This is a genomic window from bacterium (assembly GCA_035530055.1).
In the GTDB taxonomy this organism is placed as follows: domain Bacteria; phylum UBA6262; class WVXT01; order WVXT01; family WVXT01; genus WVXT01.
In genome coordinates this window covers 1-14,334 of the sequence record DATKVN010000101.1, presented here as the reverse complement: position 1 = coordinate 14,334, position 14,334 = coordinate 1, and the positions used below count along the sequence as shown (strand labels likewise).

14 protein-coding genes, 3 tRNA genes and 1 riboswitch are annotated in these 14,334 nt (G+C 42.5%); all 17 genes read right to left on the bottom strand.

What is annotated here, in order from left to right; all coding sequences use genetic code 11:
* Positions 1-780, bottom strand: a 780-nt coding sequence (locus VMW39_08020) for a hypothetical protein (GenBank protein HUW23960.1), incomplete at its 3' end; no start/stop codon positions are given.
* Positions 761-845: riboswitch (cyclic di-GMP riboswitch) on the bottom strand. It overlaps the preceding gene by 20 nt.
* A 269-nt stretch (positions 846-1,114) precedes the next feature.
* Positions 1,115-2,335 (bottom strand): glycosyltransferase, encoded by a 1,221-nt coding sequence (locus VMW39_08015; protein HUW23959.1) that lies wholly within the window; start codon positions 2,333-2,335, stop codon positions 1,115-1,117.
* Positions 2,323-3,024, bottom strand: coding sequence for a DUF5752 family protein (locus VMW39_08010; protein HUW23958.1), 702 nt, complete (start codon positions 3,022-3,024; stop codon positions 2,323-2,325). Before VMW39_08010 ends, VMW39_08015 begins: the two co-directional genes overlap by 13 nt.
* Positions 3,017-3,823 carry a trehalose-phosphatase gene (gene otsB / locus VMW39_08005; protein ID HUW23957.1) on the bottom strand — a complete coding sequence of 269 codons (807 nt, stop codon included), beginning with the start codon at positions 3,821-3,823 and terminating at the stop codon, positions 3,017-3,019. Before otsB ends, VMW39_08010 begins: the two co-directional genes overlap by 8 nt.
* Positions 3,824-3,972: 149 nt before the next feature.
* Positions 3,973-5,436 carry a trehalose-6-phosphate synthase gene (locus VMW39_08000; protein ID HUW23956.1) on the bottom strand — a complete coding sequence of 488 codons (1,464 nt, stop codon included), beginning with the start codon at positions 5,434-5,436 and terminating at the stop codon, positions 3,973-3,975.
* Positions 5,437-5,537: 101 nt separating this feature from the next.
* A complete protein-coding gene (locus VMW39_07995) occupies positions 5,538-5,966 on the bottom strand; it encodes a hypothetical protein (GenBank protein ID HUW23955.1) in 429 nt (142 codons plus the stop codon).
* An 82-nt stretch (positions 5,967-6,048) separates the two neighbouring features.
* Positions 6,049-6,125: transfer RNA gene (locus tag VMW39_07990), tRNA-Met, on the bottom strand.
* A 110-nt stretch (positions 6,126-6,235) separates the two neighbouring features.
* A tRNA-Leu gene (locus VMW39_07985) sits at positions 6,236-6,322 on the bottom strand.
* A 43-nt stretch (positions 6,323-6,365) separates the two neighbouring features.
* Positions 6,366-6,671: a septum formation initiator family protein gene (locus tag VMW39_07980; protein HUW23954.1), complete on the bottom strand. Its 306-nt coding sequence runs from the start codon at positions 6,669-6,671 to the stop codon at positions 6,366-6,368.
* A gap of 20 nt (positions 6,672-6,691) precedes the next feature.
* On the bottom strand, positions 6,692-7,969 hold the full coding sequence (eno, locus tag VMW39_07975; GenBank protein ID HUW23953.1) for a phosphopyruvate hydratase: 1,278 nt from the start codon (positions 7,967-7,969) through the stop codon (positions 6,692-6,694).
* Positions 7,970-8,083: 114 nt separating this feature from the next.
* Entirely contained in the window at positions 8,084-8,656 is a 573-nt protein-coding gene (locus VMW39_07970; GenBank protein HUW23952.1) for a phosphatase PAP2 family protein, read from the bottom strand.
* Entirely contained in the window at positions 8,653-10,083 is a 1,431-nt protein-coding gene (locus tag VMW39_07965; GenBank protein ID HUW23951.1) for a glycosyltransferase family 39 protein, read from the bottom strand. The genes VMW39_07970 and VMW39_07965 overlap by 4 nt, the downstream gene beginning before the upstream one ends.
* Positions 10,080-11,228: a glycerate kinase gene (locus VMW39_07960; protein ID HUW23950.1), complete on the bottom strand. Its 1,149-nt coding sequence runs from the start codon at positions 11,226-11,228 to the stop codon at positions 10,080-10,082. Before VMW39_07960 ends, VMW39_07965 begins: the two co-directional genes overlap by 4 nt.
* A complete protein-coding gene (locus tag VMW39_07955) occupies positions 11,225-12,655 on the bottom strand; it encodes a phosphoglucomutase/phosphomannomutase family protein (protein HUW23949.1) in 1,431 nt (476 codons plus the stop codon). Before VMW39_07955 ends, VMW39_07960 begins: the two co-directional genes overlap by 4 nt.
* A 159-nt stretch (positions 12,656-12,814) precedes the next feature.
* Positions 12,815-13,795: a CocE/NonD family hydrolase gene (locus tag VMW39_07950; GenBank protein HUW23948.1), complete on the bottom strand. Its 981-nt coding sequence runs from the start codon at positions 13,793-13,795 to the stop codon at positions 12,815-12,817.
* 249 nt (positions 13,796-14,044) lie between these two features.
* Positions 14,045-14,121: transfer RNA gene (locus VMW39_07945), tRNA-Trp, on the bottom strand.
* A gap of 23 nt (positions 14,122-14,144) precedes the next feature.
* A complete protein-coding gene (gene rpmG / locus VMW39_07940) occupies positions 14,145-14,315 on the bottom strand; it encodes a 50S ribosomal protein L33 (protein HUW23947.1) in 171 nt (56 codons plus the stop codon).
* Between the last annotated feature and the right edge of the window lie 19 nt (positions 14,316-14,334).

Genomic DNA, 14,334 nt, shown 5'->3' with positions numbered 1-14,334 from the left:
TTCGTAGCTGTCCTCTCTCATAGTATCCAGGAAAAAGTATTTGTCTTGATTATAGTTTATCAGAGTTCCCTTCCATCCCAATTTTAATATGACCGGGAGAACCTCTATTCTGCTACCCGCTTGTACCTTAATTCCGGAATTATCCACTTGATTATTCTGATTATAGAAGCTGTAGGTTACATATCCGGTAGCACCGGTCTCAAAAGTTATCCCTTTGAGCTCTTTGGAAATGGAGAGGCCACTTTCGGCTCCATAGAGGAGTTGAGAAGGATATGGTGGGTCTATCGGTTCGGTAGTAGTAGTTACTGAAAGGTAACCACCTCTAAGGCCCAGTTTGGCTTTTAAGCGAGTGGAGGCAAGATTCCATTGGGGAAGCCATTCGGCTCCTATTTTAAAAAGAGCGCTTCGCTCCAATACCGGATTATCATTGGTAAAGCATACTTTTAAGCCTATTTTCCCTTTTCCAAAATTCGCCTCAGGAGAACCCAAGCCAATATTTGTCCCTATCACAAAGCCGCTTATCCCTCCGGGGAAAGACTCTTTAGCTTCCAGAAATCCTTCCACGTTCTCATTGCCATAATTGAATTTTCCAAACAGGGTGTCATTGACAATGTGGAGATTTCCCAAAACAGTCTGGTCAGTAGTCTCAGCAAATGCAATAGTCTTTAAAGGAACTATAGTTAATATGATAAATATAGAGCCGAACAAGCATATTTTCCTGCTTATTCGGCTCAATATTATATTCTTTATTGTTATTGTCTTCGGCAACCCGGCCATCATAGAGGTGGCTCCTTAGATCCGAGGTTTTGCGCCCCTCGATTTCTCGAGGTTTGCCTTTATCGGACAATTTAAACTTACCTATTATGTTGTCAAAACAACTCTTATCAAGCTCCCTTCATTATGTTACTACAGAAACCTGATTTTGTCAACCACATTTTTAACACAAACTTAATACAAACTTAACATAAACTTAACAAAAAGTTAACCTCTAAAGAGGGTGCTGTTTCTCCCATATTAAACCATAGGAATAACAGGGAATTCAAGAAGATGGCTTAGAAGAGAAACGGAAAAGAGGAGAGATATTTTAGGAAAGGAGCATTCAGTTCGAGAGAATTTAGAGATAAATTATGTCCTCTTCTTCTTCTAAGGATAGGAAAAGGAGCAGATAATCTCTCAAGTGTCTGGTAAGGAGGAAATTTTGCTTAATGTGTGCCTTCCCATTTTCACCCAGCCTTGTTGCATACTCGGGACTATGGAGGAGCTGCCTAATCCAATAGGCAGTTCCTTGCACTGTATGGGAAAGTAAGCCAGAATACTTATGGGCAATTTGTAAAGGTATGCCCCCCACTGCAGAAGCAACCACTGGCTTGGCCTTCCATAAAGCCTCAGCCACTGTAAGCCCAAAACCTTCCCTAAGAGACTTCTGGAGAATGACTGTAGATGCCCTTTGTAAGGCATTGATTTCCAGGTCGCTTGCCGGAGGGAGAAGTAAAACGAGGATATCTGGATCATTGCTTGCCTTCTCTACTACTTCCTGAAAGACTTTTTGTCCTTCAGGGTCATCAATTGCACCTCCTCCAGCCAAAACCAGCCGGCAGTCGACATACTTTTTAACCAGGTTAAAGGCTTCGATTACCCCAAAAGGGTCCTTAAGGTAATCGAAACGAGAAATCTGAGTAATTATTGGCTTATCTCTATTTATCTTTAGTCTCTCAAGCGCATTATTAATTTCTTCCTCGGATAAGTCTCTATTCTTATCGCTTAAGGGGTCGATGGAAGGAGAAATTAAAAACTGCCTAATGGGCAACGGGCGAGCGAAAGTAGGCGCTGAAAAAACACAGGCATCGTATTGCTCTACAAAGGATTTAAGAAACTTCCATATTTCGGGGTCTGGAGAGGTGAAATCGATATGGCACCTCCAGATCCACCTGCTCTTCAAGTATTTTTTCTTTTCTACTAAAGCTACCGGCTGAGGGTCGTGAATGAAAACAATATCGCCATAAAATTCCATCTGTTCAATGTTTGCCCTTGTAGTTTCAAGAAAAATTTCGTAGTCATCACCGGTAATCTCCATTTTCGTGCCATGAAGAGCATTATGGAACTTCTTGGTTACCTGAAAGTACTTTTCTCCTCCTTTCAGTACATCCCAGCGGGCATCTACCCCCAAATCTTGCAGGAGGGGAACCATTCGGCCAAGAATCTCAGCTACTCCCCCACCCACTGAAGTAGAGTTAACATTCTGAACAACTTTATTCTTCAGTTTCCGGGCAAGCATCTTTAATTCGTTGATTACTTCTACCCCTACAATTGGTTCGTAGTCACTTATTCTTGACATTCGATTATTTCTCCAGGAATATGCTTGGTGATTAGTCTGCAGAGTTCACTACGCAAACCTTCCATAGTAAAAGTATAAGGGTCAAATTTTGCAATATCGCTGGCAAGCTCTTTTTCTCCTAACATATCTTCGACCCAGCGAGAAAAATCGTTTTCTCCTTTTTCTAACCTGAGTTTTGCCTCAAACATATGGAAATAGATTGAATGGATAGAAATTTTCCTGATAGCTTCCAAAAACTCCAAAAGGTTTTCAGCAACATAAGGAGTAGGTAGAATAAAGGTAATAGTCTTAAAGAAATGGAATTCTGCCCCAGGAGGTGCCGTGCGCAAAGTTCCTGGATTTCTGGCAAGATGCTCTTCAATGGTCTCTATAATCTTTTCTCTTAAGGAGCGAATGGTGGAAAATTCACAGAGGTCAATACTGGCAATTTCTTCCCCCAGTTCCTCCTCGCGAAGAATGTAGGTGACCCAGTAGGCAAAGTCGTTGGGAGGCTCGGGTGAGAGATAAAGGTGTTGTTGAAGGTAGTGGTGAGTATGGTGGTAGATAACCGAGCCTGGTACTTCCTTCATTATCTCTACCAGCTCGCGTAAATTGGTAGCTTTCTTACCCGTAAACTCGATTAAATTAAGCCTGGTATAGAAATGGAATGGCTGTTTAGTTTTAGTCAGACGGGGCTTTTTTTTATGCACTTGGTTTGTGCCTTCCTACCTTTAAAGCAGAAAGTCTCTTCAGGAAAATTTCCACTTCACCAACATTCTTGAGAAAAAATTTCGCTTTCGACCTCCTGGACTTTCCCACGAAAATGGTAATCCCTCTTCCGTCCAGCGCGGAGAAAGCGTCTTCGTCTGTCTTATCATCTCCTAAATAGAATGAAAGGGGCTTTTCTCTCTTAAAAGAATCGAGAAGCATAGAAGCCGCTTTGCCCTTATCCCACATAATAGGAGGTTTTGCCTCAAGCATTTTTTTCCCGTGGCCGATTTTTATCTTCCCCTTTTCCAGAAACGGCTTGAAAACCTGTCCCACCGTCCTCTTTAATTCTGGCACGTCAGAGTTCTTTACCATTCTATAATGGACAACTAAGCCTACTCTCTTATCTTCTACAATCGTTCCTTTAATAGAACCAAGTTTTGCCTTCATAATTTTCTTTAGTTCCTTCATAGTGGGGATTGATTTTGAGGCCTGGGGATAGATAAATTTTTTCCCCTTCCTCTCTATTTCTAATCCATGATTCCCAACGTAAATTATGTTCCTTATCTTAATTTTTTGCTTTAAGTCAGAAATAGACCTTCCACTTATAATGGCAACCTCGAATTCCTTCTTTTTGGTCAGAAATTTCAGAATTCCCTCCATCTCTGGAGAGAGCTCCGCCTCCCTGGGACGTTTGACAACTGGGGTCAGTGTGCCATCGAAGTCTAAAAGGAGGAGAATCCTCTTAGCCGAGCATAATCTCCTCTCAATGTTTTGCCAAACATTGAAAACATGTTGCACGATACTTATCCTTTTAAAGGGGACAGCGACCATTTTTCTAAAAAAGGAGAGTCTACTTTTTCTCCTCTTTTCACCCTCTAGTGAAAAATGGGGTCTAACGGAGTCTGACCCTTTTTCTTAGAAAAATGGTCGCTGTCCCTATTTTTATTTTATAGTTCGCTTAACTGGAGGATGAATTTCCCTGCCCATTTATAAATGTTGTTTTCCAGGATGACTTTTTGCATCTTTCTTACTCGCCTTTTTCTCTCCTTCTCCGACATTTTAACTGCAGATAAAATCGCATCAGCAACGCCTTCAGTGTCAAAAGGATTTATCAGGACAGCATCTTTTAATTCTCTTGCCGCACCTGTAAACTGGCTTAAAACGAGCATTCCTTTAAGGTCTACATTAGCCATATTATACTCTTTGGCAACTAAGTTCATTCCATCATGGAGAGAACCCACCAGGCAAACGTCGCAAGCGCGATAGTAGGCAAGGTGCGTTGTATAATCGATCCGGCGATTGATGATGACAATTGGATACCAGTAGCCAGAACGGTATTTCCAATTCACCTCTTCAGCCAGGGACTCGATATCATCTATTAATTGCTTGTAAGTCTTGATGTGCAATCGGCTAAGTGCTCCCAACTCAAGGAAGACGAACCGTCCCTGGTATTCAGGATACTTCTCTAAAAATCTATCCACTGCTCTAATTTTTTCTAAAATTCCCTTAGTATAGTCAACTCTGTCTATACTCAAGCAGAGAATTTCATAGGGAGGGTCTATCTCTTCCGGAAGACTTTTCATTTTCTCTTTCACTTCTTTGGCATTAGCCATCCGTGAGATACCTTCGGCATCTATGCTGATGGGGAATGGCCTTACTAAAGTCTTGTGATTTTTGTAAGTGACGGAAGACTCTTCACGATTGACTTTGGCTTCCAGTTCCTGCCTTACGGTATCCAGAAAGTTGAGGCAATGGTAGCGAAGGTGGAACCCCAGAAGGTCATTAGCTAAAAGCCCTTCCAGGAGTTTCTTATTCTGGGGACATATCCTGAATACCTCTGGGTTTGGCCAGGGAATATGCCAGAATAGAGAGACAATTGCATCAGGGCTTTTCTCCTTTATAATCTTAGCACACAGACTTAAATGGTAATCCTGGAGCCAGACGAACAATTTATTATCTCTCTTCTCTTCGAGAACAGCTTCGGCAAACTTCTGGTTGACTTCCTGGTAATACTCCCAATGGGAGGCATTAAAAACTGGCTGGCGATAAGCAATGTGGGATAATGGCCAAAGAACTTGATTCGCATAGCCGTAATAGAAACCGTTCTCCTCTTCCTTGGTCATCCATATACGCTTTAAACTATACTTCGGGTCCTCAGGAGGAACCTTAATTTTATTATCTTTATCTACAACATCCTTATCAGCATCACCGCTCCCATGGGCAACCCAAATGCCTTTAGAAGCCTGCATTATCGGGTCCATGGCAGCAGTGAGCCCTCCAATCGACTTCACGCATCTGACCTTTTTCCCTGAATATTCATGAACATATGGCTCCCTGTTGGAAACCACAATAAAATCATAACCGCCAAATTTGTTCTTTATTGTCTCCTCCAGGTCCTTCTTCTTCCACATTACTATCTTACCCCTTTCACTTCTGCGGTCAGCGATAGAATGACTTATATCTTCTAAGTATTATACACTTATTGAATTCCCCTGTCAACTTTTAAGCCTGTTTAATTTAATCTTTTTGCTCTTTGTCTTTCTAATTTAATTATAATCTTCATCAGTCGACCAATTTTTCTATTTTCCATATTATCATACTTATCCTTCAATAGCTCTTTCTGGCGACGAGTAATCTTACACTTATCTATGGTAGCGCTGAATAAGTCACTCAATTCCCAGAAGAAACTGTGGAGAAGCTCGTGAAGAACCAGATTCCTGAGCCCCCTTCGGTTCATCTTTATAGAATCCCAGATACTAAACCTGAGATAGATATTCCTATTGGCGTTATCCACATGGACTAATGCGTAACATCCCCTCAAATCATTATCTTCACGGGTTGTTTTAAAGCGGGAAGTAATCCTGTACTCACCCAAATTGAGCAACCTCTTATAATCCCTTATCATATTCTTTATCTCTTTCTTCTTTTTTTCTTCTTTCATCGCTGACCTCCCTATATAGTAACATAATTTTACCAAAAAAATTGCCGAATACCCATCCGGACATCGGCAATTCTGTTTAATCTGGTGGCGGGGGACCGATTCGAACGGTCGACCTCCGGGTTATGAGCCCGACGAGCTACCAGACTGCTCCACCCCGCGTCCATTTATCATATAGTAATTTCAAAATTCTATCCGGCTTTACGAAACGCAGACTAAAGTCTGCTACTCCAAACGCCCCGACAAATCGGGGCTACTCCAGACATTCTCCGTGCCGGAGGCCGGACTCGAACCGGCACGGGTATTAAATACCCATTGGATTTTAAGTCCAAGGCGTCTGCCAATTCCGCCACTCCGGCAAACCGCCTTTTCATTATAAGAAAATAGTTAGATTCAGTCAAGTCATTTTTCTTCTTGAGATTCGATAAATTTATACTTGGTTTCTCCAGGTTTAATCAATCCCAGTTCTCTACGTGCCAGGCTCTCAATATATTCGGGGTCGTTTTTCATTGCTTCCAGTTCTTCCTTTAGCCCTATATTCTCTTCCTCCAAGCCTGTTATTCTTTGCTTTAATTGAGTAATTTCCTTATTTAAAATTAACAAGGTTTGAAAATTCTTATTGGCAAAAAGAAATATAAGTATACCAATTATAACAATTAGGATTAGTATCTTCCTATGAACTCTCTTTTTATGGATACTTATCCGCATTCTCTAAACCTTAAATTTTATCACGGGGTTCTTATTTGCCACTCATAAAATTCTGCTTTTTCTCCCAATTCCTCTTCTATTCTCATCAGTCGGTTATACTTGCATAACCGTTCCGACCTGGCAGGGGCACCGCTTTTAATCTGTCCAGCGTTAGTTGCCACTACTATATCGGCCAATATGTCGTCTTCTGTCTCGCCAGAACGGTGGGAGAATAGACAGGTATATTTCGCTCTCTTAGCCATCTCTACAGTATCCAGCGTCTCGGTCAGAGTTCCAATCTGGTTGGGTTTAATCAGAATAGAATTTGCTACTTTTAGCTCAATTCCTTTCTTGAGCCTCTTCCTGTTGGTGACAAACAGGTCATCTCCGGTCAATTGTATCTTCTCACCCAACCTCTTGGTCAACAGTTTCCAGCCGTCCCAATCGTCTTCAGCCAAACCATCCTCAATGAAAATTACAGGATATCTTTTAATCAGGGATTCATAGAAATCGACCATCCCTGAAGCATCATTTTCTTTTCCTTCTGCTTTTAAAATATATTTACTACCATTATAAAAAGAGGATGCTGCAGCATCAATGCCTATGTAGATGTCTTCCCCGGGTTTATATCCCGCCTTCTCAATTCCCTGAACAATTAACTTTAGAGCCTCCTCGTTAGATTTCAAATCAGGAGCAAATCCGCCTTCATCACCCAGAGCTGTGGATAGATTTTTTGACTTTAATATCACTTTTAAATGATGGTAAGTTTCCACAGCATACCTCATCGCTTCACGAAAAGAGGGTGCACCACTAGGTATAATCATAAATTCCTGGAGGTCAACATTATTATCAGCGTGTTTGCCACCATTGAGAATATTTAAACAGGGAACCGGGAGAATTTTAGCATTGGGACCTCCTATGTACTGATACAAAGGCAATTCCGCTGTCTCGCTGGCGGCTTTGGCGCAGGCAAGAGAGACTCCCAGAATCGCATTTGCTCCCAATTTTGACTTATTTTCAGTTCCATCCAGCTCAATCATTCTCTTATCGATGGAAACCTGTTCACTGGCATCTAAACCATACAGGGCTGGACCGATTACATCATTTACATTTGCTATTGCTTTCTGGACACCTTTGCCCAGATATCTTTTCATATCGCCATCCCTGAGTTCTACTGCTTCATGTTCTCCTGTTGATGCTCCCGAAGGAACAGCTGCCCGACCCATTGCGCCCCCTTCTAAAATTACATCCACTTCAATGGTGGGGTTTCCCCGGGAGTCCAAAATTTCTCGTGCCCAGACATCAGTAATTGTGGTCATATTTTACCTCCTTAAGCTCTGGAGTCCTTGCGAAAGCAAGGTCGATTTCATCCCTCCCTTTCGGGAGGACTCCAAAACATTCCCATGTCAAAAAATTCCTATGCGATGAACGAACTATCTTTTAATTCTACTTTCCCATATCATCATGTAAATCTTTGCCACCAGGTATCCCAATCCTGCCCCGAATAGAACATCGGCGGGAAAATGTGCTCCCACATAGACTCTGGAAAAACCAATCAATATAGCCATTACCCAAAGGAAGGTTCCCAGCTGGGGAAACTCTCCCGAGAGAAAACTGATTAGAGCAAAAGTTGAAGCAGTGTGTCCTGAGGGAAAGGAATGTGCCCTGAGAACAGGACCTAAAATATGAATATCAGGAAAGACTGCACTTGGGCGAGGTGAAGGAAAAAAGTACTTAATCATCTGAACCAGAATTCCTGCGCTTATCAGGATTAAAACCAACCAGAGGAACTTTCTCCAACCCCGCAACCTCCACAACCCCAGCGCCACAATAGCTAACACTGTTCCGTCTCCACAATAGGTGATGGGAAGCATTATAGTATCCAGCCAATGGAAATGGAAATTGTTTATCTGGTAAAAAAGAAAATTATTTATTTCCGGCAAAAGATGGATGATGACTCCCAGAACCACCAGTACAATACCGAGAAGAATTTTTTCTCTTTTCACTTCAGCCCCTGGAAATTCTCACAATAGTAGAGGTAGAAGGTACGCATTTCCTTCCCCCCACGAACCAACGTCACTTCTTTCACAAGCTCAATCTTTTGAAATCTGTATATATCGTTTGGATCCTTAAAATATCGACTGTGTGTTACATAGATTGCATCTTTCCCTTTAAGTTCCTCTACATCCTGCCAGAAATCGAACTGGCTCCGGCGATGAGGACTAAAAGTGTATGCCTCTTTCCGGGTGGCAAAGCTCAAGTGGGCTCCATTCTGATACCTGTCGGTTAGAAGAAAATCAGGTTTCGGTAATTCCTTATCCATCTCATCTATTGCCTGACTAACTTTGTCCCATCCATAAAGGTCGTTAGTGATATCCTGTTTGGGAGGAATGGGAAGAAAAGGATAGAATGTTTGTCCTATTGTTATACCCAAGAGAAGGATACAAATTAAGAAGTTTATCTTTAAAAAATTCCTCTCTTTCCTGGCAAGCCCTCCTGCTACAACCCCTCCTAATATTCCCCCGATATAACCAAGTGCAGGCCAGTGGGGTTTAAATGAACGTGAAACGAAACTGTTCAAAGCAAATAAAGCAACTAAGGGAAAAGAGGTCAAAAAGAGATACTGGTATTCCCATATTTTCTTTCCAAAACCTATTTTCACTAAACGATAGAAACCTAAGCAGGCATAGATAAAGGCTAAAGGAGCGAGGTAAGTAAACTGGGCCCCTATGAACTGGAGAAAGCGAACAAAAGAGAATCCTCCTCGATGGCGAGAAAGAAACTGGAATTGAAAAGATACCCAGTCGTGTTGATAATTCCAGATGATTACCGGAGAGAAAACAATTAACCCGATTAACAGCGCAATGTAGGGTTCCTTTCTTAGTAGCCAGAATCTGTGCTTATTGGAAAATATCAAGTAGAGAAATATGAGTCCTGGCAGAAGGAGTCCATTATATTTACTCAGGCCACTCAAGCCCACTGCCAATCCTGCCAGATACCAGTAGTGAGACTTCCTCTCCTTTAAAGCCCTGTATACCAACCATAGCGTTAGCACCCAGAAAAGTCCCAAAGGTCCATCAGGGACAGTTACCGTTCCACCTACAAAAAAGATGGGGATAAACAGAACAATAGTCGCCGCCCAGAGCGCCTCTCTCGAGGAAAACATCTCCTTTACCCACTGATAGATAATTATAATGAACAGTGTGACAGAAACCAAAGCTCCCAGGTGTACCGTAAAGAAGCTTGTGCCTAAAATCCGTGTAAAAAACCAGATGATGTAAGCTACCATCGGAGGATGGTCATAATAACTGAGTGCTAAATGATTACTCCACACCCAGTAGTAAGCCTCATCGTCACCCACGCCCATATATAAATTCATCAAACCATGAATAACTGTTACAGCACCCAGGATAATCCAGAATCTTCTTTTCATTCTTTCTTCTTAACCATCATTAGATCTAACAGGTGTCCCAGGTTCTCCGAAGCATTAATTAGCAGGCTCCTACTTTTTCCCATAGCTTGTTGAAGGCTCATCGGCATTGTAGTAGTGCTAAACAGTCCTTTAACTCCAAGTCTATATAAATCTTTAGCTTCAGGCATAATCGACCCGGCAATGCAGACAACAGGAACTCTATACTTTCTCGCCATTTTTATAACTCCCATTACCGTTTTGCCGTAGAGCGTCTGACGGTCGAGTTGACCTTCGCCAGTAATAACCATATCAGCCTTCTTGATTTGTTCATCCAACCCTGCTATTTTCATTACTAGTTCTACCCCATTTCCCATCTTTGCACCCAGGAAGGCATAGAGTCCTGCTCCCAACCCCCCAGCCGCACCAGAGCCGGGAAGATTCTCCACCGAAATAGACAATTCCTTTCTTATCACCTTAGCAAGATGGGAAAGTCCCCTCTCCAGCCTTTCCACCATCTTTGGCGTTGCTCCCTTTTGTGGTCCATAAACGCGGGCAGCTCCTCTGGGTCCTAAGAGAGGATTTATCACATCAGAGGCAATAATGAACTTTGTTCTGGGAATCCTCTTATCCATAAATTTGAGATTGATCTTCTTCACTTTCTCTATTTCTCTTCCGCCAAAACCGATATCTCTCCCCTTACCATCCAATAATTTCGCTCCCAATGCCTGGGCCATTCCACATCCACCGTCCACCGTTGCTGAACCACCAATTCCAATAATAATTCTCCGGCAGCCACGATTTAAAGCATTTGCAATTAACTCACCCGTCCCATAGGTGGTAGTCAAGAGAGGATTCCTTTTCTTCAGTGGAACTAAAGCCAATCCCGAAGCAGCCGCCATCTCAATTATTGCTGTCTTCCTATCTCCGAGGATTCCATATCCCGCCCAAATTTTCCTGCCCAGGGGACCCTTTACTCTACACTTCAAAGAACGACCACCTGTTGCCAGAACCAGTGCTTTAACAGTCCCTTCCCCACCGTCAGCCAGGGGAATCTTTTCTATTTTGAATTTAGAATTAGCTTTTTTTAGACCCCGCTCAATGCAATCACATACTTCTATCGCTGAAAGGCTCTCTTTAAAAGAATCGGGACAGATAACAATTTTCATTTTTCCTTAATCAGTCTCTTTCCTGCTTCCTTCAGCTCCTTAAGTTCGCTATCTTCATGAGCTTCAACGTACAGCCTCACCACAGGTTCCGTGCCGGATAATCTGATTCCCAGCCAGCTCCCATCAGCCAGTATGAACTTCCACCCATCGAGGTTAACTGTCTTCTCCACTTTCAAACCGGCAATCTCCTGAGGTAAATCTTTCTTAAGTTTCACTTTCAAATCTTCCATCTCATCTTCCTTCAGATGGAAATTTATTCTATCGCTTAAAAAAAGTCCCACTTTTTTGTATAAATCATCGAGAATTTCTCCAATAGACTTCCCCTCAAAAGCTACCATCTCGGCAATTAACAGGCAGGCGAGGATGCCGTCCTTCTCCGGCACGTGTCCTTGAATTGTCAAGCCTCCGCTCTCCTCTCCTCCGATAACCATACCATTCTCACGCATCACCTGGGCAATATATTTAAAACCGACCGGGGTTTCTTTCACCCGGATATCGTGAATCCTGGCAATAGCATCAACAAACGAGGTAGTCATAACTGAACGGGCAACTACACCTTTCCAGTTTCTCGTCTTCACCAGGTGATTCAAAAGAAGGGCTAAAACCTGATTTGGCGAAATGAACGTACCATCCCTATCTATAATGCCAAACCTGTCAGAGTCACCATCCGTAGCCAACCCTAAATCGTACTTTTCTTCCTTGACCGTTTTGACCAACTCTCCCAGATAGAGAAAAGAAGGTTCCGGCGGAGAACCACCAAAGAGGACATCCCTCCAGTTATGGAGAACCTTGACTTCACAGCCTGCTTGTTTAAGGATAGCGTCCAGATAGTCTCGCCCCGTCCCATAAAGGAGGTCAACGGCAATTTTTAGCTTCGCTTTCTTTATTGCTTCCAAATTCACAAGTTCATTAATTCTGTTTATATATTCTAATCGCGGGTTTACATATTCAATCAGTCCCTTTTCTTTTCCCTTTTCCCAGGAGATATCTCTTACAGAAGATTCCCCTCCCATAAGCAAAGCACAATTCTTCTCAATAGCATTGGTTGTCTCCGGGAGCGCTGGGCCACCCCATGAAGGAGAGAACTTTATCCCATTGTACTCCGGAGGGTTATGAGAAGCTGTAAAATTAATTCCTCCCAGCGTTCCCCTTTTTAAAATCTCATAGGCAAAAGCTGGAGTGGGAACATCCCTTGTTGTAATAAGTGCCCTTATGCCATTAGCTGCCAGAACCGTTGAAGCTACTTTTGCAAAATTTTCCGACATAAACCTTGTGTCGTAACCGACAACAACCTCTCGCTTATCGCTTGTTACTTGTTCCTTGATATAGTTGGCTATAGCCTGAGTTACTAACCTGACATTGCCAATGGTGAACTCGTCGGAAATAACTGCTCTCCAGCCAGCTGTGCCAAATTTTATCTGTACCATTTCTCTCCATCACTAAAATTCGTGCAACTGATTATACCACATCCCCTCTAAAAATTCAACCATACCCCGCCGGACTTTGTGTCCGTAATGGTTTTGGTAGTGTAGGGGCTCGTCCCCGTAAAAAATACGCCCATAAAGGGCTACACTACAAAAAACCGTCTATTCTTTGACAACAAGGGTCCTTTGGAAATGTTGCAGAGTCTTCCCCCGGGCATATCTGAAGGCAAAAAATGAACCAGTATGTGTAAAGGGTAGCCAGATTAACTCAGGCTCGCCCACACTAGACCAGAATTCTAAGGTACAGTCCCGAGGAACAACAACATCATTAACTGTATTAATCATCAAAACAGTTTCTGGAGAAAGCCTTCCCACATAGGTAAGTGGATCGATATCTTCTAACTTCTGAGAAACCAATTGAGAAAACTCTTCTTCTGTGAGTCCTTCTTTTTTCATAACTTTTTTTCTAAAAGAGCGAATTGTCTTTTCTCTCGATTGGGAAAAAAGTCTAGTCAAATCACCTCCGCCCAAGATAAACACAGAGCTCTTTATCCTCGGGTCAGTCTCAGCCACAAGAGAGCTTAAGAAGGCGCCCAGGCTCGCTCCGGTCACCCCAATCCTTTGTGGGTCTATCTCTTTCTGGCTGACCAGCCAATCAATACTCCTTTTAGCATCGATAATAGTTTTTATGAATCTTCTTCTGACAATCTCCAGGTCTCCCTCACTATCCAAAAGTCTCACTACCCTTTCCAGTCTCAAACAGTTCATTCCCCGACGGACGAGAAATTTTGCCATTTTCTTGGAAAAGAAATAGTTGCCTCCAGCTATAGGCAAGATAACAATTGCCGGCGACTTCTCTTCCTTTTCCATTTGATAATAATAACATCTTACCGTGTTATTCTCTCCGGGAGCGGGTAGCGCTGAAGGAAAAGTGACTTTCTTAATCACATAGCCTTTCTTTCTTCTAACCAGCTTAACTTCTACAGGAAAGTCCTCCTTCGCATAATTGAAAGGAGAGACATCTCTAATCTCTTCCACCATTTTCAATTCTCCTCTTATCCCTTTATAGGGGATATGGGCGCAAGAAGTAGTCAAAACAAGAACAGAAAATATTAAAATGCTATAATTAACAACAAATTTCAATTCGCTTTTCCCTAAAATAGATTATCGTTTCCATTTAAAAAAGCACACCTCTTCGGTGTGCTATAAAAATTGGCAGGCCTGGAGGGACTCGCCCTTCGGCCTCTCCCTTTCCTCCCTCGGCCTCAGGGTCCGGCTCGCTCGCTATCGACCTCCGGTCTCCTCCTCCCATTGGTCGGCGCTCGCGAGCGTTCGAGTTGCCAATGAGGATTGGGAGTTTTTATTCCTTTTCCCAATTATGCTTACAAAAATTGGCAGGCCTGGAGGGACTCGAACCCACAACCAACGGTTTTGGAGACCGCTACTCTAGCCAATTGAGCTACAGGCCTACTCTATCTTACGCTTTTGTTATCTATTTTACTTCCTTATGAATAGTGTGTTGGCGACAGAACCTACAGTACTTCTTCAGTTCCAGCTTCTTGGGATTCTGCTTCTTTCTCTTTTTATTCCTTCTATATGTATAATTTCGTCTTTTACATTTGCTACAGGCAAGACTAATAGTCACTATCTCAGTTTTAGCCATTCTTTAACTCCAATTCCTT